The 23,882-nt window shown below is 71.5% G+C and carries 26 protein-coding genes and 1 pseudogene; 20 read left to right on the top strand and 7 right to left on the bottom strand.

Features of this window, described 5'->3' with window-relative positions:
* Positions 1-61 precede the first annotated feature (61 nt).
* Positions 62-682: a class F sortase gene (locus tag ACH34S_RS19385; RefSeq protein WP_395954082.1), complete on the top strand. Its 621-nt coding sequence runs from the start codon at positions 62-64 to the stop codon at positions 680-682.
* A 15-nt stretch (positions 683-697) separates the two neighbouring features.
* On the opposite strand, the gene ACH34S_RS19390 is transcribed toward ACH34S_RS19385, so the two are convergent.
* Together ACH34S_RS19390 and ACH34S_RS19395 are read right to left on the bottom strand one after the other, a co-directional pair.
* The gene (locus tag ACH34S_RS19390) at positions 698-1,537 is read right to left on the bottom strand and encodes an enoyl-CoA hydratase (RefSeq protein ID WP_395954083.1); all 840 of its coding nucleotides are present in this window, start codon (positions 1,535-1,537) and stop codon (positions 698-700) included.
* 144 nt (positions 1,538-1,681) lie between these two features.
* Complete coding sequence (locus ACH34S_RS19395) at positions 1,682-2,449, bottom strand: FadR/GntR family transcriptional regulator (protein WP_395954084.1); 768 nt, start codon at positions 2,447-2,449, stop codon at positions 1,682-1,684.
* A gap of 110 nt (positions 2,450-2,559) precedes the next feature.
* Here ACH34S_RS19395 and ACH34S_RS19400 point away from each other — a divergent pair, with 110 nt between their 5' ends.
* The 16 genes from ACH34S_RS19400 (at position 2,560) to ACH34S_RS19475 (ending at position 16,831) form a co-directional block, all read left to right on the top strand.
* Positions 2,560-2,736, top strand: a complete 177-nt coding sequence (locus tag ACH34S_RS19400; RefSeq protein ID WP_395954085.1) for a hypothetical protein — start codon at positions 2,560-2,562, stop codon at positions 2,734-2,736.
* 288 nt (positions 2,737-3,024) lie between these two features.
* Positions 3,025-4,074 carry an ABC transporter substrate-binding protein gene (locus tag ACH34S_RS19405; RefSeq protein WP_395954086.1) on the top strand — a complete coding sequence of 350 codons (1,050 nt, stop codon included), beginning with the start codon at positions 3,025-3,027 and terminating at the stop codon, positions 4,072-4,074.
* Positions 4,071-4,940: an ABC transporter permease gene (locus tag ACH34S_RS19410; RefSeq protein ID WP_395954087.1), complete on the top strand. Its 870-nt coding sequence runs from the start codon at positions 4,071-4,073 to the stop codon at positions 4,938-4,940. Before ACH34S_RS19405 ends, ACH34S_RS19410 begins: the two co-directional genes overlap by 4 nt.
* A complete protein-coding gene (locus tag ACH34S_RS19415) occupies positions 4,937-5,701 on the top strand; it encodes an ABC transporter ATP-binding protein (protein WP_395954088.1) in 765 nt (254 codons plus the stop codon). Before ACH34S_RS19410 ends, ACH34S_RS19415 begins: the two co-directional genes overlap by 4 nt.
* Positions 5,698-6,726 carry an ABC transporter substrate-binding protein gene (locus ACH34S_RS19420; RefSeq protein WP_395954089.1) on the top strand — a complete coding sequence of 343 codons (1,029 nt, stop codon included), beginning with the start codon at positions 5,698-5,700 and terminating at the stop codon, positions 6,724-6,726. Before ACH34S_RS19415 ends, ACH34S_RS19420 begins: the two co-directional genes overlap by 4 nt.
* Complete coding sequence (locus ACH34S_RS19425; protein ID WP_395954090.1) at positions 6,723-7,652, top strand: LLM class flavin-dependent oxidoreductase; 930 nt, start codon at positions 6,723-6,725, stop codon at positions 7,650-7,652. The genes ACH34S_RS19420 and ACH34S_RS19425 overlap by 4 nt, the downstream gene beginning before the upstream one ends.
* Positions 7,642-8,835, top strand: a complete 1,194-nt coding sequence (locus tag ACH34S_RS19430; protein ID WP_395954091.1) for an LLM class flavin-dependent oxidoreductase — start codon at positions 7,642-7,644, stop codon at positions 8,833-8,835. Before ACH34S_RS19425 ends, ACH34S_RS19430 begins: the two co-directional genes overlap by 11 nt.
* A complete protein-coding gene (locus tag ACH34S_RS19435) occupies positions 8,832-9,737 on the top strand; it encodes an ABC transporter substrate-binding protein (RefSeq protein WP_395954092.1) in 906 nt (301 codons plus the stop codon). Before ACH34S_RS19430 ends, ACH34S_RS19435 begins: the two co-directional genes overlap by 4 nt.
* A gap of 64 nt (positions 9,738-9,801) precedes the next feature.
* Positions 9,802-10,329: an NADPH-dependent FMN reductase gene (locus ACH34S_RS19440; protein WP_395954093.1), complete on the top strand. Its 528-nt coding sequence runs from the start codon at positions 9,802-9,804 to the stop codon at positions 10,327-10,329.
* Positions 10,330-10,407: 78 nt separating this feature from the next.
* Positions 10,408-11,244: an ABC transporter permease gene (locus ACH34S_RS19445; RefSeq protein ID WP_395954094.1), complete on the top strand. Its 837-nt coding sequence runs from the start codon at positions 10,408-10,410 to the stop codon at positions 11,242-11,244.
* Positions 11,217-11,987: an ABC transporter ATP-binding protein gene (locus tag ACH34S_RS19450; protein ID WP_395954095.1), complete on the top strand. Its 771-nt coding sequence runs from the start codon at positions 11,217-11,219 to the stop codon at positions 11,985-11,987. Before ACH34S_RS19445 ends, ACH34S_RS19450 begins: the two co-directional genes overlap by 28 nt.
* Positions 11,984-12,970, top strand: a complete 987-nt coding sequence (locus ACH34S_RS19455) for an ABC transporter substrate-binding protein (protein ID WP_395954096.1) — start codon at positions 11,984-11,986, stop codon at positions 12,968-12,970. Before ACH34S_RS19450 ends, ACH34S_RS19455 begins: the two co-directional genes overlap by 4 nt.
* A gap of 4 nt (positions 12,971-12,974) precedes the next feature.
* Positions 12,975-14,132, top strand: a complete 1,158-nt coding sequence (locus ACH34S_RS19460) for an LLM class flavin-dependent oxidoreductase (RefSeq protein ID WP_395954097.1) — start codon at positions 12,975-12,977, stop codon at positions 14,130-14,132.
* A 30-nt stretch (positions 14,133-14,162) separates the two neighbouring features.
* Entirely contained in the window at positions 14,163-14,636 is a 474-nt protein-coding gene (locus ACH34S_RS19465; protein WP_395954098.1) for a flavin reductase family protein, read from the top strand.
* Between the two features lie 345 nt (positions 14,637-14,981).
* Positions 14,982-16,463 (top strand): hypothetical protein, encoded by a 1,482-nt coding sequence (locus ACH34S_RS19470; protein WP_395954099.1) that lies wholly within the window; start codon positions 14,982-14,984, stop codon positions 16,461-16,463.
* A gap of 47 nt (positions 16,464-16,510) precedes the next feature.
* Positions 16,511-16,831 (top strand): DUF5955 family protein, encoded by a 321-nt coding sequence (locus ACH34S_RS19475; protein ID WP_395954555.1) that lies wholly within the window; start codon positions 16,511-16,513, stop codon positions 16,829-16,831.
* Between the two features lie 443 nt (positions 16,832-17,274).
* On the opposite strand, the pseudogene ACH34S_RS19480 reads toward ACH34S_RS19475, so the two are convergent.
* Positions 17,275-17,442: pseudogene (locus ACH34S_RS19480) on the bottom strand (hypothetical protein); the annotation flags it as partial.
* An 83-nt stretch (positions 17,443-17,525) separates the two neighbouring features.
* Here ACH34S_RS19480 and ACH34S_RS19485 point away from each other — a divergent pair.
* Positions 17,526-18,962: a protein kinase gene (locus ACH34S_RS19485; protein ID WP_395954100.1), complete on the top strand. Its 1,437-nt coding sequence runs from the start codon at positions 17,526-17,528 to the stop codon at positions 18,960-18,962.
* 132 nt (positions 18,963-19,094) lie between these two features.
* On the top strand, positions 19,095-19,499 hold the full coding sequence (locus ACH34S_RS19490) for a hypothetical protein (RefSeq protein ID WP_395954101.1): 405 nt from the start codon (positions 19,095-19,097) through the stop codon (positions 19,497-19,499).
* A gap of 186 nt (positions 19,500-19,685) precedes the next feature.
* Here the strand turns inward: ACH34S_RS19490 and ACH34S_RS19495 are convergent, their stop codons facing one another.
* Both ACH34S_RS19495 and ACH34S_RS19500 read right to left on the bottom strand, forming a co-directional pair.
* Positions 19,686-20,498, bottom strand: coding sequence for a hypothetical protein (locus tag ACH34S_RS19495; protein WP_395954102.1), 813 nt, complete (start codon positions 20,496-20,498; stop codon positions 19,686-19,688).
* A gap of 56 nt (positions 20,499-20,554) precedes the next feature.
* On the bottom strand, positions 20,555-21,169 hold the full coding sequence (locus ACH34S_RS19500; RefSeq protein WP_395954103.1) for an RNA polymerase sigma factor: 615 nt from the start codon (positions 21,167-21,169) through the stop codon (positions 20,555-20,557).
* Between the two features lie 667 nt (positions 21,170-21,836).
* On the opposite strand from ACH34S_RS19500, the gene ACH34S_RS19505 reads away from it, so the two are divergent.
* Positions 21,837-22,031: a hypothetical protein gene (locus ACH34S_RS19505; RefSeq protein WP_395954104.1), complete on the top strand. Its 195-nt coding sequence runs from the start codon at positions 21,837-21,839 to the stop codon at positions 22,029-22,031.
* A 132-nt stretch (positions 22,032-22,163) separates the two neighbouring features.
* Here the strand turns inward: ACH34S_RS19505 and ACH34S_RS19510 are convergent, their stop codons facing one another.
* Both ACH34S_RS19510 and ACH34S_RS19515 read right to left on the bottom strand, forming a co-directional pair.
* Positions 22,164-23,507, bottom strand: coding sequence for an alpha/beta fold hydrolase (locus tag ACH34S_RS19510; RefSeq protein WP_395954105.1), 1,344 nt, complete (start codon positions 23,505-23,507; stop codon positions 22,164-22,166).
* Positions 23,508-23,509: 2 nt separating this feature from the next.
* A complete protein-coding gene (locus ACH34S_RS19515; protein ID WP_395954106.1) occupies positions 23,510-23,860 on the bottom strand; it encodes an ArsR/SmtB family transcription factor in 351 nt (116 codons plus the stop codon).
* Positions 23,861-23,882: the final 22 nt, after the last annotated feature.

Below are 23,882 nucleotides of genomic sequence, written 5' to 3' on the forward strand. Positions count from 1 at the left end.
TTTCGGTGGCCGCCACCGGAGCCATTCTCGGGGATTAATGACAGCGAGCGGGTGCAGGGAAATGCGCGGGTTGCTGACGCTGGCGGCCGTTCTGGTGGCCGCCGGGCTCGTCGTGGTCGGGCTGGGGCTGCGCGGTGCGGGCGGGCCGCCGCAGCCGCCCGCGTGGGCGGCGGTGCCCCGGGCCGTCGAGCACCGCGGGCCGGTGCTCGATCGCTCGGCGCCCGTCCAGGTGGCCGTCCCCTCGATCGGGGTCCGGGCCCCGCTGTCCCGGCTGGGGCTGGCGGGTGACGGCTCCGTCCAGGTACCGCCGGCCGACCGGCTGAACCTGGCAGGCTGGTACGACCGCGGCCCCGCCCCGGGAGAGCGCGGCGCGGCCGTCATCCTCGGCCACGTCGACTCGGCGAAGGGCGCCGCCGTCTTCTACGAGCTGGGACGGCTGCGCCCCGGCCACCGCATCGAGGTGACCCGCCAGGACGGCAGGACCGCCGTCTTCACCGTCGAGTCCGTGGAGCGCGTCGCCAAGGACCGGTTCCCCACCGGCCGCGTCTACGGCCCGCTCGACCACCCCGGGCTCCGGCTGGTCACCTGCGGCGGCTCGTTCGACGAGGGCGAGCGCAGCTACCGCGACAACGTCATCGTCTACGCGGCCCAGACGGCGGTCCGGCAGCCCGCTTCGCGGTGAGCTGCTCGCGGTCGTTCACTTGCCGCCTTCCGCCATGCTCTTCGCGGTCTGGCCGCCCAGCGAGTCGCCGCCGACCTCCGCGTTGTGCGCGTGCGCGAGATGGTGCAGCCCGAACGCCGAGTCCATGCCGGCCCGCATGCCCATCAGGTCCTCGGCCTGGTTGATCGCCTTCTTCGTCAGCGCGAGCCCGAACCTCGGCATCGCCGCGATCCGCTCGGCCAGCCCGAGGGTCTCGGCCTCCAGGTCGTCGCGCGGTACCACCCGGTTCACCCAGCCCAGTTCGCGGGCGCGTGCCGCGGGCATCCGGTCGCCGGTGTACAGGAACTCCCGCGCCACCCGCGGCGGCATCACCCACGGGTGCGCGAAGTACTCCACGCCGGGGATGCCCATCCGCACCACCGGATCGGCGAAGAACGCGTCCTCCGAGGCCACGATCAGGTCGCAGCACCACGCGAGCATCAGGCCGCCCGCGACGCACGCCCCCTGCACCATCGCGATCATCGGCTTGGGTAGTTCGCGCCAGCGCCGGCACATCCCCAGGTACACCTCGGACTCGCGCGCGTACCGGCTCTCGCCGCCGGACTTGCCCACGTGGTCCCACCACAGCGACGCCCGCCGGTCGAAGCTCTGGTCCGCGTCGCGGCCCGGCGTGCCGATGTCGTGACCGGCCGAGAAGTGCGGGCCCGCACCCGCCAGGACGACCACCTTCACCTCGTCGTCGTCCGCCGCCCGGTAGAACGCCGCGTCCAGCGCGTACGTCATCGCCGAGTTCTGCGCGTTGCGATAGTCCGGCCGGTCCATCGTCACCACCGCGACCGGCCCGCGCCGCTCGTACCGGACCGTCTCCTCAGCCATGGGGTGACCTCTCTCTAGGGTGCCGGTCATCGGCATTAACACGAGAATCTTCTACAAGATTGCTAACTTGCAAAGGCCCATGGAACGGCGTTCTGGTTTCCGTGGACCTGTCGGTCTATAGGTGGGGAACTCAAGACACGGGGCTCAGGTCGCGTGGCCCTTGAGCCGCCTGGAGGAGACCATGGCGACCGGGCCGGGGGACGAGGCGTACCGCAGGGTGTTGTCGAGATGCACGCGCGCGAACGCCTCGAGCCGTTCGGTGTCGCCCCGCTCGATCAGCTGCATGATCCGCTCGTGCGCCCGGATGCCGGTCTCGCGCCGGGCCACGTCGGGGAAGTCGCCCGCCGCCAGGGCCTCGGCGGCCCACTCCTGCTCCTGCGACGACCAGAGCGACTCCAGCGCCCCGGCGATCAGGATGAGCGTCTGGTTGCCGCACAGCCGGACCAGCGCCTCGTGGAACCTCCGCGTGACCAGGGTGAACTCCACCTCGTCGTCAACCGCGGCGAGGGTCTGCTCATGGATCAGCTTGAGCTGCGGCAGCACCTCGGTCGCGCGGTCCTCGCGAGCGGCGCAGAGCGCGGCGCACACCGGCTCAAGCTGCTTGAGGGCGTCGCTCAGATCGCTGTACGGGACGCCCCGGAACTGCATGACCAGGCCGATCATGTACGCGGCGCCGGCGGCGTCGGGGACGTGCACGACGGCGCCGCCCCGGTTGCCCCGCTGCACGGTGATCAGGCCCTCGGCCTCCAGGATGCCCAGCGCCTCCCGCAGCGAGGGCTTGCTGACCTTGAACTCCTGGAGCAGTTCGTCCTGGGCGGGCAGCGCGTCGCCGTCCTTGAGCTCGCCCCGCAGGATGCGGTCACGCAGGAGGGAGGCGACCATCTCCGCAAGCCGCGGCTGGTGGAGCTGCACCTTCGACCTCCATGGGTGGCGTGTGGTCGACCTTGACGATCCCGGGCCCCGACGAACGTTCTAAATATACTATCTTTTAAAAGAAAGCGCGGCAGAGATGTGACGCGCTGATGGCCTTGCACGACGACGACCGGCCCTGGACCGTCGCGCGGTTGCCGCTGCGGCGACGGAAGGCCTGGGCTGCGCAGAGCGTGACCTATGAGGTGACGGACATCGACCACGTCCGCCACAGGCTCATGCGGCTCCTGTCGCGGCTGGCGCAGAGCCCGCCCGCTGACCCGGAGTAGCGGCGCAGGCGCGGGCCGGGTGCCGATGTGCCGGGCGGTGGCCGGTCTGACCTGCACAATGGGCTTGACATCAGACTTTTCCTACCATAATTATAGGAATATGGCGCCCGCACTCACAGTCCGGCGTGTGGTGGACCACATGCGGCTGGACAGCACTCTCTGTCGCTGATCCGGATCTGCCCTCTTCCCTCCTCCCCTCGAGTTCTCCTCCAGCGAGAACCCGCCGCCATGTTCTGCCCGGACACCGCGCGGGTCTTTCTCGCTCGTTCGTGAAGGGCCAAATCAGCCATGCCGAGTTCCGTCCTGCCCGCATTCCGGGCGAAAGCCGCACGCCGTCAGCCGCCGTTGGTCTGCGCCGTCCTCGCCCTGCTGCTGAGCCTGACCGCCGCCTGCGGCGGGGCGGCCACGGCCGGGGGCGGCGGCTCCGGGCCCGGCACGGTGATCAAACTGAGCGACCCGGGCAACGCCGGTGTGCTCGCCTACGCCAAGCGCGAGAAGATCCTGGAGAAGCGGCTCGAGGCCGTCGGAGCCCGGGTGGAGTGGGGCGGCTCGTACGCCTCGTTCACGGCGACGATCGACGCGGTGCGGTCCAGGTCGGTGAACGTGCTGGAGGGTGCGATCTCACCGGCCGTGGGCTACCTGGCCAACGGCCGCGACCTGCGCATCTTCGCCACCGCCGACCGCGTCACCGACAAGGCCGCGCCCTACGAGGACGGCCTGGTCGTCAAGGCGGACAGCCCGGTCAGGACGGTGCGCGACCTGGTCGGCAAGCGCGTCGCCGTCAACAAGGCCGGACGCGGCGAGTACCTGCTGCTGCTCGCGCTCAAGCAGGCCGGGATCCCGGCCTCTCAGGTCCAGCGCGTCCACCTGAACCCCGCGCAGGGCGCGTCGGCGTTCGCGACCGGCAAGGTGGACGCCTGGTGGGCGATCGTCGACGCCTACCCCGAGGTCGTCGCCAAGGGGGCGCGGGTCCTGCTGCACGGCCGCGACCTCCCCGACCGGGACCTCACCATCTTCGCCGCGCGCACTGAGGTGCTCCAGGCCAACCCGCGCGCCGTCCAAGCTTTCCTGGACGTGGTCCGTGAGCTGACCGAGCAGGAGAAGCGCGACCCGCGCAAGTTCCAGAACGTGTTCCTCGACAAGGGCCCGACCGCGCTGTCCGGCGCACGGCTGGACGACGCGCTCGCCAAGGCCCGCTACCAGAACGTGCCGCGTCCGGTCACCGACGCCGATGGCGCTCACGTCATCGCGGTCGCCGGCCTGTTCCAGGAGCAGGGCGTGCTGCCGAACGCGATCCGGCCCGAGGACGTCCTGTTCAAGCTGGGGGCCGCCCGATGACCGCCGGGATCGCGGCCGATGCCGGGGTCGCCGGCCGGCGTCCCGCGGCGGAAGCAGCCGGCGAGTTGCGCCCGCCGCCGTGGCTGGGGCAGCGGCGTCGTCGTCCGGCGATCTCGCTGGCCCTGCGGCTGTCGGTGCCGCTGGCGCTGCTGGCCGCCTGGTGGTGGGGGACGGGCAGCGGCCGAATCCCGCCGGACGTCCTGACCGGGCCGGGCGCGGTGCTGTCCGCGCTGGGGGAGCTGGCCTCCACCGGGCAGCTCGCCGACTACGTGCTCGCCTCGGCGCGCCGCGCGGGCCTCGGCGTCCTGGTCGGCTGCGGTGCGGGGCTGGTGCTCGGCGCGGCCGCCGGGCTGTCCGCGCTCGGTGAGGAACTGATCGACCTGACCCTGCAGATGAAGCGGGCGGTGCCCTTCCTGGCGCTGGTGCCGCTGTTCATCTCCTGGTTCGGCGTCGGCGAGACGTTCAAGGTCGCGCTCATCGCGGTCGCCGCGTCCGCGCCCATGTACGCCTACGTCTACCTGGGCGTGCGCAGCGTCGACCGCAAGGTGGTGGAGGCCGCGCGCGGGTTCGGGCTCCGCGGCCCCCGGCTGGCGCTGTCGGTGGTGCTGCCGTCCGCGCTGCCCAGCGTGCTGATGGCCCTGCGGATCAGCCTGTCGGTGTCGCTGACCGGGCTGATCGCCGCCGAGCAGCTCGGCGCGACCGAGGGCATCGGCTACCTGGTGACGCTCGCGCAGCAGTACTACCGCAACGACTACATGGTGCTGTGCATCCTGATCTACGCGCTGCTCGGGCTGCTCATCGACCTGGCGATCAGGGGTCTGGAACGGCTCGCCACGCCGTGGCGCGGGCAGGTGACGGCCCGATGACCCGCGACGGGCACGAGGTGGCGGTGCGGGTGCGGGGGCTGCGCAAGGCGTTCGGCGCCAAGACCGTCCTGGACGGGATCGACCTGGAGGTCAGGCGCGGCGAGTTCTTCGCGCTGCTCGGCCCGAGCGGCACCGGCAAGACCACGCTGCTGCGCCTGCTGGCCGGGCTGGAGCGGCCCGACGCGGGGACGGTGCTGACCGCGCCGCGCGTCACCACGGTCTACCAGGAGCCGCGGCTGGTGGTGGCCAGGCGCGTGCTGGCCAACGTCACGCTCGGGCTGCCGCGTTCGACGCGGGACAAGGGCGGCCGCGCGCTCGCCGAGGTCGGCCTCGGCGGACGGGAGCGCGCCTGGCCCGCCACCCTGTCGGGCGGGGAGGCGCAGCGGGTCGCGCTGGCCCGCGCGCTGGTGCGCGACCCGCAGGTGCTGCTGCTGGACGAGCCGTTCGCCGCCCTCGACGCCCTGACCCGGCTGCAGGCCCAGGAGCTGGTGGCCGAGCTGTGCGCCCGGCACCGTCCCGCGGTCGTGCTCGTCACCCACGACGTGGACGAGGCGATCCGCCTGGCCGACCGGGTCGCCGTGCTGGACGGCGGCGCCTTCGTGCTGGACCGCGCCATCGACCTGCCCCGCCCGCGCGGCGCCTCGCCGGCCGCGTCCGGCCCGGCGGTGCTGGAGCACCGCCGCGAGCTGCTGACCCGCCTGGGCGTCTCCGTGCCCACCGACCGACCGACCGTGCCATCCGACCGAGGAGTGAACGCATGAGCAGCCCGCATGACCGTGGTGTCGACAAGATCTGGTTCACCCGCTGCCCGGTGCCGACCGCCAGCGGCCTCGCCCACCGGCTCGGCGGGCTGGCCGAGGCGTTCGCGCCGCACGGGCTGGAGGTGGGCGTCCTCCAGGACGCCGGCCCCGAGCTGGCCCGCCACCACTTCGACCACGACCTGCCGGGGCTGTTCCGCGAGGGCGGCAACGTCCCCGCGCTGGCCGCCCGCAGCGAGGGCGCGCCGACCCGGCTGATCGGGCTGACGTGGATCGAGGAGTGGCAGTCGGTCCTCGTCCGTCCGGGCTCGGGCATCGAAGGGCCGCAGGACCTGCGCGGCGCCCGCGTGGCGCTGCCCGGCTGGGCCCGGACCAGGGCGCAGAGCTTCCCGCGCGCGATGGCGCTGCACGGCATCAAGGGCGCGCTCACCCAGGGCGGCCTCAGCCTGGACGATGTCACGTTCGTCGAGGTCGCCGCCGACCTGTCGCCGTCGGTGGGACGGGACGCGGGCGGCGGCCGCATCGCGTGGCCCGGCCTGGACGAGCTCGTCCGGGGCCAGGTGGACGCCGTGTACGCCAAGGGCGCCCGCGCCGCCGAGCAGGCCGCCGCCCTCGGCCTCGCCGTCGGCGTCGACCTGGACGCCCATCCCGACCCGGCGACCCGCGTCAACAACGGCACGCCGCGGCCGATCACCGTGCACGAGCGGCTGCTGGACGAGCGGCCCGAGCTGGTGACCGCGTTCCTCGCCGCCACGCTGCGCGCCGCCGACTGGGCCGCCGCCGACCTGGACGGCGTGCGGCGCATCCTCGCGGGGGAGACCCGGTCGGGCGCGTCCGGCGTGCGCACCGCCTACCGCGACGGGTTCCACCGCACGCTGCGCCCCGACCTCTCACCCGAACGCCTCGACCTGCTCGTGAAGCAGAAGGACTTCCTGCTGCTCCACGGCTTCCTGGCCGCCGACGTGGACGTCGTGTCGTGGGCGGCGCCCGAGCCGCTGCGCGAGGTCACCGCGAAGGCGGCGGCATGACCCCGCCGCCCAGGTTCCTGCTCACGCTGCCGACGACCGGGCCGGACACGGCGCCGGCGCCGCTGCCCGAGTTCGTCACCGACACCCGCCAGGGCCGCTACGGGGCCTTCGACACGATCACCGAGGCCGCGCGCGCCGCCGAGGTCACCGGATTCGACGGGGTCGTCGCCCCCTTCGCGGCCGACGCGGAGGAGTCGCTGGTGGTGGTCGCGGGGCTGCTGCGCGGCAGCCGCTGGATCCACGGCGTCGCGGGCCTCCATCCGGGCCTCGGCACCCCGGTGTACGCGGCCAAGCTGTCGGCGTCGCTGCAACGGTTCAGCGGAGACCGCTTCGGCTGGTGGCCGGTCGTCGATCCGCCCCCGGCGACGGCGCGGGCGCACGGCGACTTCCTGGACGGCCCGGACCGGTACGCCCGCGCCGACGAGTTCCTCACCGTCGCCAAGGGCGTGTGGCAGCACGAGGACTACACCTACGAGGGCAGGTTCTTCCAGGTCCTCGCCGGCGGCTTCCAAGGCCCGCTGGCCGGACGGCCCTTCCCGGCCGTCCATCTGTCCGGCGCTTCGGCCGACGCCCTGGAACTGTCCGCGAAGCACGCCGACGTCCACGTCTTCGACGTGTCCGACGACCTCGACGCGCTCATCGCCGACCTGGGCGAACGCGCCGCCGGACACGGCCGCGGCGTCGCCGCGGGCCTGCGCCTGACCGTGGTGGCGCGCGAGGACGAGGCCGAGGCGCACGCCGTCCGCGGCGTCCCCGGACACGCCATCACCGGATCGTTCGAGCAGGTCGCGGGGGAGCTGCGGGGCTATGCCGGCCGGGGCGTGAGCACGTTCGTGCTGGAGCCGGCGCCGCGCGTCGAGGAGATCTACCGGCTCGGGGAGCAGCTGCTGCCCCTCTTCGTTCGGGAGCACGCCCATGTCGATTGACATCTACTGGCGCATCGGGACGCACGGCGACCAATCCTCGCTGCGCCGCCGCCTGGTGACCCGCGGCGACTGGTCGCCGGTCGTGCCGGGCAGCATCACCCCGGGGCTGCGCGAGGGGCGGCCGGACGGCTACAGCCACCTGGACCACATGGCCGACGTCGCGCGCTCCACCGAGCTGTCGGGGTTCGCCGGCGGGCTGCTGCCCTCGTTCCCCTTCACCGACGACCCCTGGGCGGCGGCCGCGAGCCTGGCGCGCGAGACCACCGGCTACCGGTTCATGATCGCCTTCCAGCCCGGTTTCCTGCACCCGGTACAGGCGGCGCGGATGTCGGCGAGCCTGCAGCGCGCCACCGGCGGACGCGTCGTCTACAACATCATCTCCGGTGGCGGCGGCCCCGCCCAGCTGTGGTGGGGCGACAAGGTCGGCCACGACGACCGGTACGCCCGGACCTCGGAGTTCCTCGACGTGCTCAAGGCCGTGTGGTACGGGGGCCCGGTCAACCACGACGGCCGCTTCTACCGGGTCGAGGGCGCGGGGCTCCCCGAGCGCCTCGCCGGGCAGCCCTTCCCCGAGATCTACTTCTCCGGCTCGTCCCGGGCGGCGATCCAGGCCGCCGGGCGGCACGCCGACCACTACCTGTCGTGGCTGGAGCCGTTCCCCGCGCTGGCCGCCAAGTTCGACCAGGTCCGCGAGCACAGCGCCGCCATCGGCCGCGCGCCCCGGTTCGCGGTCCGCATCGACGTGCTGGCCCGCGAGACCGAGGACGAGGCGTGGGCGGAGATCCGCCGCGGCTGGCGGCACGTCGACCCCGAGCGGCTGCGGGGCCCCGACTCCACCGGCGACTCGGTCGGCTGGCTGCGCAGCTCGCGGTTCATCGACTGGCCGGTGCGCGCGCCCCGCGAGCTGGAGGCGAGCCCCAACGTGTGGGGCGGGTTCCACCTGCTGCGCGGCGGTCCCGCGTTCGGGCTGGTCGGCAGCTACGCGCAGGTCGCCGCCCGGCTCGACGAGCTGATCGCGCTCGGCGTGGACGCGTTCATCCTCGCCGGGGTGCCGCACCTGGAGGAGGCACGCCGCGTCGGCGAGAACGTCCTTCCACTGCTGCGCGGCCGCTGGCCGGACACCGCGCCCGACACGTCGATCCCCTCTCTCGAAGCTCTCGAAGCGAAAGGAACCACCCGATGACCCGCGTCGGCTTCTTCCCCCACAACAACTCGCTCTGGGTGCTGCGTCACCGGGGCATCCTGGAGCGGTCGCTGCCGGACGTGGAATGGGTGGACCTGCGGTCGCTTCCCGCGGGCGCCCGTCCCACGCCCACGCAGGGCCTGCCGTCCGCGCACGGCGACCACCTGTTCGACGGCGGCTACGACTTCATCGGCACCGGCTCCACGCCGCCGGTCACCGCGCAGGCCCGCGGCCACGACATCGTCTATGTGGCGATCTCCGGGCCGCGGGTCGACAACGGGCGGCTGGTCGCCCTGCCCGGCTCCGGCATCGCCGCCCCGGCCGACCTGGCCGGGAGGCGGGTCGCGCTCGGCCACGGCTCCTGGCAGACCACGCTCCTGCTGCTCGCGCTCGACCAGGCCGGCCTGACCTGGCGGGACATCGAGCCGGTCGACGCCGGGGCCGAGGGCGCGCAGCTGCTTCTGGACGGCAAGGTCGACGCCTGGACGGGCAGCTATCCCGCGCTCGCCGCGCTGGAGAGCGAGACGGAACCGGTGACGCTGATCGAGACGGACGGGCTGTTCAGCCACCGCTCGCTGTGGTTCACGCGGCGCGACTTCGCCGTCCGGCACCGCGACGAGCTGGCGGCCATCGTCGGGGCGCTGCAGGAGTCGGACGCCTGGATCCGCGCCAACCCCCGCGAGGCGGCCGCGCTGTTCGCCGCAGACGACGGCGGCGACCTCGACGCCTGGGAGCACGCGCTGCGCGGCCGCCCGTTCGGGCTGCTCCCGGTCGGCGACGACTTCGTCGCAGAGCAGCAGCGGGCCGCCGACCTGCTGCACGCCAACGGCCTGCTCGACCGGCGGATCACCGTCGCCGACGCCGTCCTGCCGGACCTGGCCGACCTGGTCACCCGCGCCTAGGCGACGGTCACACCTCACACGACCCCGAGTGCCGTACTCCGCCCGACCGAAAGGCAATGCCCCGATGTCCACGCGAATCGTCACGCTGGTCGGCAATCCCCGGCCGGACTCGCGCACCCGCGCCGTCGCGATCCAGGCGGCCGAGATCGTCAGCGGGCGCGTCGGTGCCGCCGGCCAGGAAATCCTCGACCTGTCGGCGCTGGCCGCGGCGCTGGCCTCGCCGTCCGCCTCCGCCGTGGTGGAGGTGGCGGTGGAGACGGTCCGCGGCGCCGATGTGCTGGTCGTGGCGACCCCGACCTACAAGGGCACCTACACCGGCCTGCTGAAGGTCTTCCTGGACCGGCTCCCCGGCGCGGCACTGGCCTCGGCCGTGGCCCTGCCGCTGATGGTGATGGGCGACGCCCGGCACGCGCTCGCCGTGGAGGTGCATCTGCGTCCGGTGCTGGTGGAGCTGGGGGCGTTCGTCCCCACGCCGGGGGCGGTGCTGCTGGAGGACCGGATCGGGCAGGCGGGCGAGATCCTGGACGGCTGGGCCGACCGGATCGCACCACAGGTGGTGCCGGTGCTCGCCGGCCGGACCGCCGTGGCGTGAGCCGCCCCATTTCATGCAATTCCTATTGAGTCAGTCGCCTTCCAGTGACCGGCTTCCTACGAAGGGACCCGCAGTTCCATGTCCGCATCGCCCATCGATCTCGCGCCCCCGGCGCCCCGGGCGCGCCCCGGACTTCCCGGGCTCTCCGCGCTGCCGCGGCCGCGCCTCGGGCTGCGCTTGATCAGCCCGCCGGCGCTGCTGGCGCTGTGGCAGATCACGAGTCTCGCGGGAGCCCTGCCCGAGCGGCTGCTGCCGTCTCCCTCGACGGTCGCCGGCACCGCGGTGACGCTGACCGCCGACGGAACGCTCATCGACGCCGTCACGGTGTCCCTGCAGCGGGCGCTGATCGGCTTCCTGGCCGGGGCCGTCGCCGGGCTCGCGCTGGCGCTGCTCGCCGGCCTCAGCCGGGTGGGGGACGGCCTCGTCGACCCGCCCATGCAGATGCTGCGCGCGCTGCCGCTGTTCGGGCTGATCCCGCTGTTCATCCTCTGGTTCGGGATCGGGGAGGTCCCCAAGGTCATCCTGGTGGCCTTCGGCGTGCTCTTCCCGATCTACCTCAACACCTACGCCGGCATCCGCGGGGTGGACGCCCGGCTGGCGGAGGTCGGGCGGGTCCTGCGGCTCGGCCGGGCCGCGCTGATCCGGCACATCGTGCTGCCCGGCGCCCTGCCGCAGACGCTGGTCGGGCTGCGGCAGAGCCTGGGCGTCGCCTGGCTGGCGCTGATCGTGGCCGAGCAGGTCAACGCGAGCAAGGGCCTCGGCTTCATGATCAACGACGCCCGCGAGTTCCTGCGCATCGACATCGTCGTGCTCGGGCTGCTCGTCTACGCGGTTCTCGGGCTCGCCACCGACGCGCTGGTGCGGCTGCTGGAAAGGAGGGCCCTGACATGGCGGCGCGGGCTGGTGGCGACGTGACCGGCGCCACCCGGCAGGCCACCGGTTCCGAGGGCACCGCGCAGGTCGCCCGGACGCGTGGCCTGACCAAGCGGTTCGGCCCCCGCACCGTCCTCGACGGCGTGGACCTGGACATCGGGCGCGGCGAGTTCGTCGCGCTGCTCGGCCGCAGCGGCTCGGGCAAGTCCACGCTGCTGCGCCTGCTCGCCGGGCTCGACCGCGACGGCGGCGGCGGCCTGCACGTCGACGGCACGGTGTCGGTGGCCTTCCAGGAACCGCGCCTGCTGCCCTGGAAACGGGTGCTGGACAACGTCACGCTCGGCCTGCGGGGCCCCTCCCCGGTGGCCGCCGCCGAACGGGCGCTGGCGGAGGTCGAGCTGACCGAGCGGAGCGAGGTGTGGCCGCTCACCCTCTCCGGCGGGGAGGCCCAGCGCGTCTCCCTCGCCCGCGCCCTGGTGCGCAACCCCGACCTGCTGCTGCTCGACGAGCCGTTCAGCGCGCTCGACGCGCTGACCCGCATCAACGTGCACCGGCTCGTGCTCGACCTGTGGGCCCGGCACCGTCCCGGCGTGCTGCTGGTCACGCACGACGTGGACGAGGCGCTGCTGCTCGCCGACCGGGTCCTGGTCCTGGACGGCGGCCGGATCGCGCACCAGACAACGGTCGACCTGCCGCGGCCCCGTGCCCGTGTGGACCGGAAACTCATCGAACTCCGCTCCGTCCTCCTCGCCCGCCTGGGCGTGACCCATGAAGGAACGACATGACCAGACGCCATGGCGCCGCGCTCCTGCTCACCGCGCTCCTCACGCTCGCGACCGCCTGCTCGTCCGGCGGCGGCGGGTCCGAGGACGGGGAGGTCGCCCTGCGCGTCGGAGACCAGAAGGGCGCCAGCATCCAGCAGATGATGGCCGCGGCCGGGCAGCTGGACGGCCTCACCTACAAGATCAAGTGGTCGCTGTTCACGTCCGGGCCCCCGATCCTCGAAGCCGTCAACGCCGGATCGGTCGACTTCGGCTCGGTCGGCAACACGCCACCGGTGTTCGCGGCCGCGTCCAAGGCCCGGATCGTCATCGTCGGCGCCACCGAGTCCCGGGTGACCGGGCAGGCGGTCGTGGTGCCCAAGGGCTCCGCCCTGCGCACCCCGGCCGAGCTGAAGGGCAGGAAGGTCGCCGTCGCCAAGGGCAGCTCGGCCCACTACCACCTGCTGTCGGTGCTCACCAGGAACGGGCTGACGTTCGACGACATCGAGCCGCAGTACCTCCAGCCGGCCGACGCCCTCACCGCGCTCACCGGCGGCCGCGTGGACGCCTGGGCGACCTGGGAGCCGTACACCGCCCAGGCGGAGCTGGACAACGGCGCCCGCATTCTGGCCGACGGCCGCGGCTACACCAACGGCTACGGATTCCAGGTCACCTCCAAGGAGACCCTCAAGGACGAGCGCCGGACCGCCGCGCTCAAGGACTTCCTGTCCCGCTACCAGCGGGCGGTGCAATGGTCCAACGCCCATTCCGCGCAATGGGCGGCCATCTGGGCGAAGCAGACCCGGCTGCCCGGCCCGGTCGCCGAACGCGCCGTCGAGCGCCGCCTCTCCGCCATCATCCCGATCGACGACTCCGTGATCGCCTCCGAACAGCAGATCGCCGACGCCTTCTCCGGCGTCGGGCTGATCCCCGGCAAGGTCACGATCGCCGACTTCTTCGACCGGCGGTTCAACGACCTCGCCGCGGTCGCACAGCAGAGAAAGTGATGCGATGACCCTGCGATTCCACTGGTTCCTGCCCACCACCGGCGACGGCCGCTCCCTGGTCGGCGGAGGGCACAGCGTCCCCAAGGGCATCGGGCTGCCCGCCGGGCGGCCGGGATCGGCCGACCGGTTCCGCGACCCGGACATCGACTACCTCGCCCAGGTCGCCCGGACCGCCGAGCACCTCGGCTTCGAGGCCGTCCTCACCCCCACGGGAACGTGGTGCGAGGACGCCTGGCTGGTGACCGCGGCGCTCGTCCGGGAGACCCGCCGGCTGAAGTTCCTGGTCGCCTTCCGGCCCGGCCTGATCTCGCCCACGCTCGCCGCCCAGATGGCCGCCACCTACCAGCGGATCTCCGGCGGGCGGCTCGCGCTCAACGTGGTCACCGGGGGCGAGGCCGCCGAGCAGCGCCGCTTCGGCGACCACCTCGACCACGACGAGCGGTACGCGCGCACCGGCGAGTTCCTCTCCATCGTGCGCGGCGCCTGGGGAGCCGAGCCGTTCGACTTCACCGGCGCTCACTACCGGGTGGAGGGCGCGACCGTCCGGACGCCTCCCGAACCCGCCCCGGAGATCTACTTCGGCGGCTCGTCGGCCGCCGCGGGACCCGTCGCGGCCCGCCACACCGACGTCTACCTCACCTGGGGGGAGCCGCCCGGCCAGGTCGCCGCCAAGGTCGGCCGCATCCGTGAACTGGCCCGCGAGCAGGGCCGCACCGTGCGCTTCGGCATCCGGCTGCACATCGTCACCCGCGACACGTCCGAGCAGGCATGGAGCGAGGCCGGACGGCTGCTGGCCAGCGTCGACCCCGCCTCCGTCGCCAAGGCGCAGCAGGCCCTGGCCGCCAGCGATTCCGTGGGCCAGCAACGGATGCGCTCCCTGCACGAGCGGTACCGCGCCGATGGCGGCACGGACCCCCGCGAACTGGAGATCCACCCCAACCTGTGGGCCGGTGTCGGCCTGGTCCGCGGCGGCGCCGGCACCGCGCTGGTCGGCAGCCACACCGAGGTCGCCGACCGGATCGAGGAGTACGCCGCTCTCGGCATCGAGGAGTTCATCCTCTCCGGCTACCCGCACATCGAAGAGGCGTACTGGTTCGGCGAGGGCGTCCTGCCCGAACTGCGCCGGCGCGGCAGGGCACCGCACTTGCGCGCCACCGCCTGAGCAGGGCGGCCGACCACTGGAGGCACCGGCATGACCATGGCGGAAATCGACCTGCGCCGCGTCTACGGCGCCTACCCCACCGGTGTGGCGGCGGTGGCGGGCCTCATCCACGGACGGCCGGTCGGCATGGCCGCCAGCTCGTTCGTGCCGGTGTCGCTCGACCCGCCGCTGGTGTCGGTCTGCATGGCGCACACGTCCACGACCTGGCCGCTGCTGCGCGACCTCCCGCACATCGGGATCAGCGTGCTCGGCGCCCACCAGGAGGAGGCGGGAAGGCGGCTCGGAACCCGCGGCGGCGACCGCTTCGCCGGCGTCCCGTGGCGCTCCACCGCGAGCGGCTGCGTGCTCATCGAGGGCGCCGCCGCCTGGTACGACTGCACCGTCGAGCAGCGGATCCGCTCCGGCGACCACGACATCGTCGTGCTGCGCGTCCACGACCTGGACGCCGCCGCCGGGACCCCTCCGCTGGTCTTCCACGCCAGCCGCTTCCACCGACTGCCCTGACCGCCGGTCCGCCGGTCAGGGCTGGGGCGAGGGTGGGGCCGGCCGGGGTACCGACAGCAGATCGGACACCCGTGAGGGCGACCGCGACCGTCCTCCTGCGTGGGTTATGTCCACTCCCTTTGCCGTGGAATCGAGCGCTACGGACGGCAATTTCGCCGCCCACGGGCGCGCCTGCAGAGATCACCTGGCCGATTACGGTCAGTGCCGAGATGGAACGGATCTGTTGGCGTGCCGAGGCTAGCCTCGACGCAAGGCGGCTGCCACAGGCGGCAAAGGTGCGGCTTCGGCTCGCCTTGCCAGGTCACGGTCCGGGCCGAACTGTCGGTGTAGGGAGCTGATGGGCACGTGGACGATTCGGATCGACTTCTGTCTGTTCTGGGCTTACCCGAGACGCAGGCCGATGCCGTAACGCGAAAACTGTGTGCCGCCGTGTACCTGGATTGGCGATTCGCCGAGTTCTGCCGCGAGCAATTGTGTCACCCAAGCATCGTGGCAGGTGCGCCACCGCACGGCATTGACGATATCGCAGTCGCCCGGCACGCGGTCCATGCTTTCCATTTGGAGAGATCCCGCTACCGCCGCATGAGCCTGCTCACTCTCTCGTTCTATTGCGCCGTTGCTCTGGCCATCATGTCAGCGGTCAATGGGTTCGGCTTGGGTGCGGTCACGCTGGGGCTCGTCGCGGTCGCCCTGCTGGCGGCCGGCGCAGTGGTCAATGTTCGCTCGGAACTGATGATAAGGCGCATCGCGCAGAGCCTCGTGCGCAACCCCGATCCCGACCCGCAAGAATCGGCACCGCGCCTTTCTTCCACGCTGGAACGATCGCTCGTGGAGCGCTCGCGGGCCAACGTGGTCGTCTACGACGCTGAAATCGGTAACGAAAACCCGTTCATCGGCAGCGGATGGCGCATAACCGAGGCGGTATGGGCTCCGATCGACGTGGGCACCGCGGCAGACGACGACTCCGGCCGGCCGCTGACCATCCGCCCCTTCACCGCCGCCGACCTGCACACATTTCTGATCAAGCAGATGCCGGCTCTCGGCTTCGAAAGTCTGACCGCGGTCGACCGGCTCTACGTTCCCGGTCAGTCGGCAGTGAAGGTTCCAGGGCTGGTACCGGATCCGCTACGCGCCCCGGTGTCGACGGTGGACGAGCGCCTGGTCCGTGCGGGTGTGAACATCCAAGGGGGCCACGCACGCACTTACCTGTGCTTGCAGCACGTCAGCCGGGGCGGCGCGCTCGTCGTCTCCATGTACGTGCGCGCCCGTCTCGTCCAGGACAGACTCACCTGGGAGACGCACGCCTACGTCCTGCCACCGCTGTCCCCGGTGTTCTCCAAGGTGGACACGCTGCCGCGGAGACGGAACGAACTCTTTTGGGACACGGCCGCCACTCACGGCTTCCAGGGGCTGCCGCTCGTGCTGGCGGCGCCCGCCATGCTGCTGGCGCGTCGGTTCGTCTCCGGCGAGTTTCTCGCGCAGCAGTCCGAAGGCCGAGCCGACATCGACCGAAAACGCGACTACGACTACGGCGCCGTCATGGTCATCCGTGAGGTCGTCAGCGACTTCGCCGAAATGGGTTTCGCGGAACGCACCGACGCCACGGACTATTTCCAACGGCTCCAGCAGGGTGTTCTCACCGCCACCAGGAAGTTCCTTGACGAGCACAACGTCGACACCTCCGACCTGAAGACCAAGCAACAGCAGATCACCAGCAAGCACACCTACAACTTCACCGGAAACATCACCGGCCCCGGCCACATCTTCGGCGACCAGGGAGTGCAGAAGCACACGGTCGACCCGCCCCAGTCCGGAGAGTCGACGTAACCAGTGGCAGGCCCACACCATCAGCGCCGCGGACTCAGGAGGTCATTGTGAGCACCTTCAATTTTTCCGGTGAAGTCACCGGCTCAGGCCACCATTTCGGGGACGGCGGCCGGCATGTCCATCACCATGAAGCGTCCGATCTCGGCTCGCTGGTCCGCGAACTCCGGCGGCAGATAGGCGCCGCGACGCCACAGCTCCCCGCCGACGTCGAAGAGGCCGCCGGGCAGCTCGAAGCGGAACTCGAAAGCGGCGAACCCAATCCGGGACGGCTCCGCCGCCTCATCGAGCAGATCACGGCGTCGGCCGCGGGCACCACCGCCGTAGCGGGCGCGGCTGAACAGGTCGCCGCCGCCATCGAGCGGCTATGACCTTCCAACCGTAGGCAGCAGCACTGACACGGCCAAGAGGCGGCACCAGAGAATCCGCTCGCAGCGCCGCGAGCTCGCCGATCTGCCCGGTCGGCACGTCGAACGGCCAGTGATCTCATGCGCGTCATCTCTCTCCGTGGCATAGGTGCTGATTCGGCCACGATGGCGCGTGCCTGCGCCACTCCTCGTCCGTCAGGTCGGCCTCCGCCGCGGCGCAGACGTACGCTGCGGCCTGCTCCACGAAGGCCACGCCGGCCAGGCCGGTGCTCGCGGTGAACGTCGTCGTGGCCGATCGGCTCCGTACGTCCCACAGACGGACCTCCTCGTCCAGGCCCGCACTGGCGAGCCTGCGCCCCTCCGGGCTTGAAAGCCACCTTGAGAACCTCGCCCGTATGTCCAGGGAGGACCGCGAGCCGCGTGCGGTGCCTGACCTCCCAGAGGCGGACGGTCTTGTCGTCGTCGTCGTCGGCGGCGCTCGCGAGCGTGCCGCCGTCCCGGCTGAACGCGACGTCGCGCCCCGCGCTGGCGTGGCAGCACCGCCTGGCGAAGAACTCAAGACGCCTGGCATGCGATGACCTTCCTGTGACGTCGCTGTCGCTGCGAGCGCTCAAAGGGAAGAGACACGGGCCAATCGGACGATCCGGTTGGCGCCACCCCGGCGGGCGTCGTGGTGGCGTTAGTGGAATCTGGAGTCATGGGACGACATGGACACTCGACCGAAGGTGCGGTGCTGCTGGCGGGCCGTTACCGGCTGATCGAGCCGATCGGCCGGGGCGGGATGGCCGAGGTGTGGTGCGCCGAGGACGTGTCGCTGGGGCGGCGGGTCGCGGTCAAGCTGCTGGATCCCGTGTCCCCCGGCACCGGGACCCGCGACGAGTCGGGTGGCACGGCCGGTGAGCGGGTGTGGCGGGAGGCCCGCGGCGCCGCGCGCCTGGTGCATCCCAACGTGGTGCAGGTGTACGACGTGGCCGCCGACGGCGACCGGGTGTTCCTGGTGATGGAGCTGGTGACCGGCCGGGACCTGGCCGCGATCATCGACGAACGGGGACCGCTCACCCCCACCCGGACGGCCCGGCTCGGGGCACAGGCGGCCCGCGCGCTGGCCGCCGCCCACACGGCCGGCGTGGTGCACGGTGACGTCAAGCCGGCGAACCTGCTGCTGTCCGACGACGGCGTCCTCAAACTCACCGACTTCGGCATCGCCCGTCCTCTGCCCGTCACCACCGAGAAGGCCGGCGGGAAGGTGGTGGGCACCGCCGGGTACCTGGCCCCCGAAGTGGCCCTCGGGCACCCGCCCGGCAAGGCCAGCGACCTGTACGCGCTGGGCTGCGTGCTGTACGAGCTGTCCACCGGACAGCCGCCGTTCACCGCCGACACCTCTGTCTCGATGCTCCACCGGCATCTGCACGACCCCCCGGTCCCGCCCGCACGGCTGCGTCCGGACATCCCACCGGACCTGGAGCAGGTGATCCTGCGGCTGCTGGCCAAACACCCCGACGGGCGGACCGGCGACGCCACCCGCGTGGCCGAGGTGCTGGAGCTCATCGGCCAGGCAGGCACCCCGAGCCCGGTGGCGGACGAGCCGCCCAACGCCACCGAAGTGCTGCCCACCCTTACCCCGGCCGGCGCCCGGCACGCCCGTCCGCACACCGAGGTGCTGCCGCCGCCTCAGCCCTCCCCGATGGCGTGGCTCGCACGGCGCCCGCTGCTCGTCGCCACCCTCGGCGCGGTGGCCGTCATCATGGTCGCCGTCATCGTCGCCGTCGCCGGGCCGGAGGACCGACCTGCCGCCGGCCCCTCCCAGGCCGGTACTCCATCGGCTCAAGAACCCAGCAGCGCGCGATCACCCGACCCGGCGACGCGTCCCCAGTCCACGTCCTCGGTACTGATCGCCCTCCAGCAACGCATCGCCCAGCAGGCCGACGGCGGACGGCTCGACAGGAAAACCGCCGACAAGGTCACCGAACATCTGGAGAAGATCGCCGAACACCTCCGCGAGGGCAAGGACGACGAGCTCGGCGAGAAGGTCACCGAGATACGCGACAAGCTCGACGAGGCCTCCCGCCGTGGTGACTGGACACCCGACCCCACCACCCTGCGCCTCCTCGACACGTTGGCAGCCGCACAGTGACAACATTCCGGATCAATGGTCGGAGCGGCATCTCGATATCGCTTTGGTCTATGGTGACCCCGATCGGCGAACAGGAAGAATGAACCACGAAGTTTGTGACGATGAGTACGCAAGCCCCTACAATGCGGGGGCATGGCACATCCTCCCCCGTACGGTCAGGATCCTCGAAATGCTCCCCCCTACGGCCAGGGGCCTCACCCGCCGCCACCCCACCCCGGGGTGGACCCGTACCAGTCGCGCCACGACGTCCGCCGCCGGCATGACGGCTCAGCAACCGTCGCCAACGTGGTTCGCGTGGTCACCGGCACCGTCGCCGCGATCTTCCTGCTGCACATCCTGTTCGTCGTCTTCGACGCCAACCAGGGCAACGGCTTCGTGCACGGCATCTACAACGTCGCCAAGGCCCTCGTCCTCGGTCTCGGAGACGTCTTCACCCCCGAGGACGCCACGCTCGGTGTCGTCCTGAACTACGGATTCGCCGCGCTGCTCTACCTCGTCGTCGGCCAACTCATCGTCCGTGCCCTGAACCGCCACTGACGCCTCGACACGATCACAGGGCCAGCCCGGGGCAGGCCCAGGCCGCAGAGCAAACGGGACTTGGCGTCCATACCGGGCCCTGCTGGTTGAGCGCTAGGCGGCCGGATCGAAACCGAGACGCTCTGCCGCCCCGCAACTGGGACTTTGGCGCAATGAGAGCTGTGAGGGGGCCACGGCCGCTGCCGTCTACTCCTTGGAACTCTTCTTCGACTTCTTCGGCTTTTCTGGCTTGTCCGGCTTCTCTGGCTTCCCTGGCTTCTCTTTGCCCGGCTTCCCCTTTTCCTCCTTCTCCGGCTTGTTGGGCTTTTGGGGCCCTCCCGTTGGAGGGCCGGTTCGTTTGTGTTCCGGCCCCTTGCCGGACAGCAACTTGGCGCAGTAGCCGTTGACCTTGTCGGGACTGCCCGCGGCGGCGACCAACCGGGCGAACGCCGGATCGGAGCCGCTCGGGGTCGGCTTCCCATTCCGGCGGGACTTGCCGGAGGCCATGTAGGAGTGGCAGAGATCGCCCAGAGTGGGGGAATTCGGCGAGCCGCGGTCCGGGCCCACAGTGGTTGGACTGCGGTGCCCCTGCTCGGGGGCAGGGGTGGTCTTGGTGACGGTCGTGGCCGAGGCCGATGGCCGCGTGCGTGAGGGCGGTTCCAGGACGGGCAGATGACCGGTGCCCGCGGCTAAGGCGACGCCACCGGCCGCCGTCCCGGTAAGCGCCAGCGCGACGACGGCCTTGGCGGTGACGATCCTCATCAAGGCTTGGCGCGCCGGACGGCCGCGCCCACGCCGGCGTTGCCCGGCGATCTGGGCATCTCGGAAGGCGGCCACGGCCGCCTCCTCGCCAGCGAGTTCGCGGTCAAGCGGCGGCGCGGCGGCGGCGGCGAGCAGACCCGCGACCGGATGCGCGGCCGCCCGTGAGTCACGCCAGCGCCCCGACAGCAGATCCTCGGCGGTATCCCCATCGAGGTCCCGGTCGGCGCCTCGGCCATCGCTGCGAGGTTCAAAGCTCATGAGCGGCGCACCCTTATGTCCTTCAGCGTCGCGGGCGTTGTCATCATGGTGTCCCCTTACCGGTCGCCACGAGTGCCGGGCTGGGGCCGGTGTGCCGGGCCGGGCCCCGGCTCGTCCTCCGCCCCTGGCGGCTCACTGGACGGCTCCAAGCGGTCGGCCAGGTGACGCAGACCTTGGTTGGCCGCCGCCTGGACCGCCTCAGGGCTCCTGCCCAGGATCGGGGCCGCCTGGCTGAAGTCCAGGCCCATCACGGCATGAAGCATCACCGCCTCTGCCTCGTCTCCGGGCAGCGCGGCGATCAGGGTGATCGCGGCTTCGGTGGACAGCGGTTCAATCATGGGCGCAACGCGATCGTCATTCTCGACCAGCCCGGGTCGCTCCTGGAACGCCTCGGCGCGCGAGCGTCCGCTCATGTGGTCGAGGGCTCGGTCGCGGCCGGTCAGCGTGACCCAGCCGCAGAAACGCTGGAAGTCACCGCGAAAGTCGCACAGACCGTGCGCGACGTCCCGCCAGGTCTGTGCCGCCATCTGGTCGGCGGCGTCACCGACCAGGACCCGCAGATAGCGCAGCAGCCGCGGCTGCACGGCTCCGTACAACCTGCGGAAGGCATCCTGGTCACCGTGCCGAGCCGCTCGCAGGGCCGTTGACAAACGCTTGTCGCTGTCGGCCACGTCCGCTCCCGAGCTCGATCGCTCTCCGTGTCGCCCCACCAAAGGATCAGCAGGCCCCCTTCGACGGCCCTTCCGGCTCACACCACGCATCGGAGACTCATCACCCTTGGTGATAACGCGTCCGTCCTATCACGACTCGGCGGAGCATCAGCACACTCCGAGGATTCGCTCATGCCGTTCCAACGCGTGGTAACCACCCGCCGCTGCGGACGCGCTCGACCTGGCCGTAGCCGTGAGCATCGGTTTCCTCGCCGGGCTCGGACCCACCCGGCTCCTCGACGTCACTTCCACCATCGAGGCGTTGGGACTTCTTCCGTTCGCGCTCATCCCGACCACGGCGGTCCCACTCGCGGTCGCCCTGCATCTGGTCTCCCTGCGTTGGCCCCGCACCATGCCCCGACCAGCACCGGCCTCGACCACCGCCCGCCCGCCAGTCGGGGGCAGTCGGCTGATCATCTGGCGCTGGATCAGGCGGCGCCCGGACGACAGAGCCGTCTCCACCGCGTTACCGACGCGCGGCGCGATGACCCTGAGCCGTGCTTGAAGGCAACGAAGGTGGGTGCGCGGTGCGCGCTCTAAAGGTCGCCACGTGCTATCCATGCATTGGACGGCGAACCGTTCAGGCGGCGCCCTACCCTTGGATCGCTCTTGCCGAGGAAGGATCACCATGCTGGCCAAGTTGCTGCACGCGTTGTTCAAGGGCTTGTTCGCCGTCGTCATGGCCTTGATGCCGACGTCCGTTCCGGCCATCGCCACCCTCGTCGCCGTCAGCTCGACCGTGGCCATTACGGCCGGCTGTGCGGCCGGGGACGATGACGACGGTGGCGATGACGAAGACGATGACGGCGGCGACGACGACTGATCGTCCGCGCCGCCGCGCCGTGGCGGCACGGGCACGGAAGATCCCGGCCGGCCCGTGCAGAGCATCGCGTCACCACAGCTCCGGTCACCGCAGGTTCGTGCTGGCGCGGCTGGACGGGCTGCACCGTGGTCGTCAGCCGAGCAGGAAGGCGCGTGCTTGTTCGGCGACGGGTTCCGGTGCCATCCAGAACGCGGAGTGGTCCTGGTCGGGCAGGGTCAGCACGGTGGCGTTCGGTAGGAGTGCGGCCAGCGCGTTGGCGCTCTGGCGGATGAAGTCCTCGCCGTTGCCGCCGACGGCCACCGCGACCGGCGCGTCGATCGACCAGCGGTCGGTGGGCAGTGGCTTGCCGTCCTGGAGCCCGCGCATGATGCGGCCGTCGTAGGCATAGGTGTGGGCGTATTTGGCCATGGCGTCCCAGGAAGGGTCCTGCTTCATCGCGGGAATGTACTCGGCGGGGACGCCGATCATCTCGGTCATGAAGTACTCGACGGCCTCGCTGCGCTTGCCCGCCGCGATCAGCGCTTCCTGGTGTTCGAGGTAGTCGGCGGGCGCCGGAGCGCGGGAGTCGTCAACGATGAAGGGCGGCTCGTACAGGTAGAGCCCGGTCACCTTGCCGCCCAGTGCGCTGGCGGCGTCGAGGGCGAGACCGCAGCCTCCCGATCCGCTGGTCAGGGCCGCGGAGCCGCCTGCGACATCGATCAGTGCCGCGATGTCGTCGATCTCGCGTGCCGGGTCGTAGGGCTGGGGGTCGCCGCTGGCGCCGCGCCCGCGGCGGTCGAAGCTGATGACGGTGAAGTGTTCGGACAGCGCCTGCGCGACGCCCGAGACGCCGGTGTGGTCCTCGGCGACATTGCTGATCACGATGATCGCGGGGCCCGAACCAGACTTCTGGTAGGCGATGGTCGTGCCGTCGGCGGAGGTGACGGTGCGAAGGTCGGACATGATCGTCTCTCTTTCGGGTGAAGGTGTGTCGGTGTGCGGGGTGTCCAGCAGGTCGCCGAGCCGGTCGAGGGCCTCGGCGTAGCCTTCGGCCATCTGGAGCTCGACTGCCCGCTGTAGCGCCTGGCCGTCGGGAAAGCCGGCCATGACCTGGACGGTGCAGCCGGTGCCGGCCGGCACGAAGCTGACCGTGGTGGGGAAGGTGCCCGTGCCGTCGGGTCGCCACGCCTGGTCGGCGAACTCGTCGTCGTAGCGCAGCTGGGCAGAGGCGACGACCACCCTGTAGGTGGCGATGGTGCGGACCGGGGCGGCCGATCCGTCCACCGGCGCGATCTGGAACCGCCAGCGTCCACCTGGACGCACGTCCATCTCGTACACGGTCGCGGCCCAGCCCTGCGGGCCCCACCAGTGAGTGATCGCCTTGGGGTCGGTCCAAGCCCACCACGCACGCTCGACGCCGGCGGCGTAGGTGCGGCTGATCTGGATGGTGTTGCTCGACTTGTCGATCACAATGCCGTCCGCGGTGCCTTCGGGCATCTTCAACCTCCTTGCTGGTTCGCCGTGTCGGGTGTGCTGTCGTCGTCTTCGAGGAAGGCGCCGAGGCGGTCCATCCGGTCTGACCACAGGGCGGCGAATCCCTGCGCCCAGTCGCTCAGCTCGCGCATCGCTTCGGGATGCAGCCGGTAGATCCGCTGCTGGGCCCGTTTGGTCACTTCGACCACGCCCGCCTGGGCGAGCAGCCGCAGATGCCGCGACACCTGCGGCTGGCCCAACCCCAGCGCGTCGACGATCGCGCCCACCGGCTGCGGGCCGTTCCTGAGCAACTCGACGATCCGGAACCGGTTCGGCTCCGAGATCGCCGTCATTCGCTGTTGCACGCTGTTGACCACGCCTCGAAGATACACGAGCACA

This window comes from Actinomadura sp. 3N508 (assembly GCF_044326375.1).
Lineage (GTDB): Bacteria > Actinomycetota > Actinomycetes > Streptosporangiales > Streptosporangiaceae > Spirillospora.

Bases quoted from the DNA above. Each gene is read 5' to 3' on its own strand.
- ACH34S_RS19455 (WP_395954096.1), top strand. From the start codon at position 11,984: ATGACCAGACGCCATGGCGCCGCGCTCCTGCTCACCGCGCTCCTCACG.
- ACH34S_RS19450 (WP_395954095.1), top strand. From the start codon at position 11,217: ATGGCGGCGCGGGCTGGTGGCGACGTGACCGGCGCCACCCGGCAGGCC.
- ACH34S_RS19440 (WP_395954093.1), top strand. From the start codon at position 9,802: ATGTCCACGCGAATCGTCACGCTGGTCGGCAATCCCCGGCCGGACTCG.
- ACH34S_RS19465 (WP_395954098.1), top strand. From the start codon at position 14,163: ATGACCATGGCGGAAATCGACCTGCGCCGCGTCTACGGCGCCTACCCC.
- ACH34S_RS19420 (WP_395954089.1), top strand. From the start codon at position 5,698: ATGAGCAGCCCGCATGACCGTGGTGTCGACAAGATCTGGTTCACCCGC.
- ACH34S_RS19390 (WP_395954083.1), bottom strand. From the start codon at position 1,537: ATGGCTGAGGAGACGGTCCGGTACGAGCGGCGCGGGCCGGTCGCGGTG.
- ACH34S_RS19490 (WP_395954101.1), top strand. From the start codon at position 19,095: ATGGCACATCCTCCCCCGTACGGTCAGGATCCTCGAAATGCTCCCCCC.
- ACH34S_RS19495 (WP_395954102.1), bottom strand. From the start codon at position 20,498: ATGAGCTTTGAACCTCGCAGCGATGGCCGAGGCGCCGACCGGGACCTC.
- ACH34S_RS19430 (WP_395954091.1), top strand. From the start codon at position 7,642: ATGTCGATTGACATCTACTGGCGCATCGGGACGCACGGCGACCAATCC.
- ACH34S_RS19425 (WP_395954090.1), top strand. From the start codon at position 6,723: ATGACCCCGCCGCCCAGGTTCCTGCTCACGCTGCCGACGACCGGGCCG.
- ACH34S_RS19400 (WP_395954085.1), top strand. From the start codon at position 2,560: ATGGCCTTGCACGACGACGACCGGCCCTGGACCGTCGCGCGGTTGCCG.
- ACH34S_RS19435 (WP_395954092.1), top strand. From the start codon at position 8,832: ATGACCCGCGTCGGCTTCTTCCCCCACAACAACTCGCTCTGGGTGCTG.
- ACH34S_RS19410 (WP_395954087.1), top strand. From the start codon at position 4,071: ATGACCGCCGGGATCGCGGCCGATGCCGGGGTCGCCGGCCGGCGTCCC.
- ACH34S_RS19415 (WP_395954088.1), top strand. From the start codon at position 4,937: ATGACCCGCGACGGGCACGAGGTGGCGGTGCGGGTGCGGGGGCTGCGC.
- ACH34S_RS19460 (WP_395954097.1), top strand. From the start codon at position 12,975: ATGACCCTGCGATTCCACTGGTTCCTGCCCACCACCGGCGACGGCCGC.
- ACH34S_RS19385 (WP_395954082.1), top strand. From the start codon at position 62: ATGCGCGGGTTGCTGACGCTGGCGGCCGTTCTGGTGGCCGCCGGGCTC.
- ACH34S_RS19445 (WP_395954094.1), top strand. From the start codon at position 10,408: ATGTCCGCATCGCCCATCGATCTCGCGCCCCCGGCGCCCCGGGCGCGC.
- ACH34S_RS19510 (WP_395954105.1), bottom strand. From the start codon at position 23,507: ATGCCCGAAGGCACCGCGGACGGCATTGTGATCGACAAGTCGAGCAAC.
- ACH34S_RS19405 (WP_395954086.1), top strand. From the start codon at position 3,025: ATGCCGAGTTCCGTCCTGCCCGCATTCCGGGCGAAAGCCGCACGCCGT.
- ACH34S_RS19505 (WP_395954104.1), top strand. From the start codon at position 21,837: ATGCTGGCCAAGTTGCTGCACGCGTTGTTCAAGGGCTTGTTCGCCGTC.
- ACH34S_RS19485 (WP_395954100.1), top strand. From the start codon at position 17,526: ATGGGACGACATGGACACTCGACCGAAGGTGCGGTGCTGCTGGCGGGC.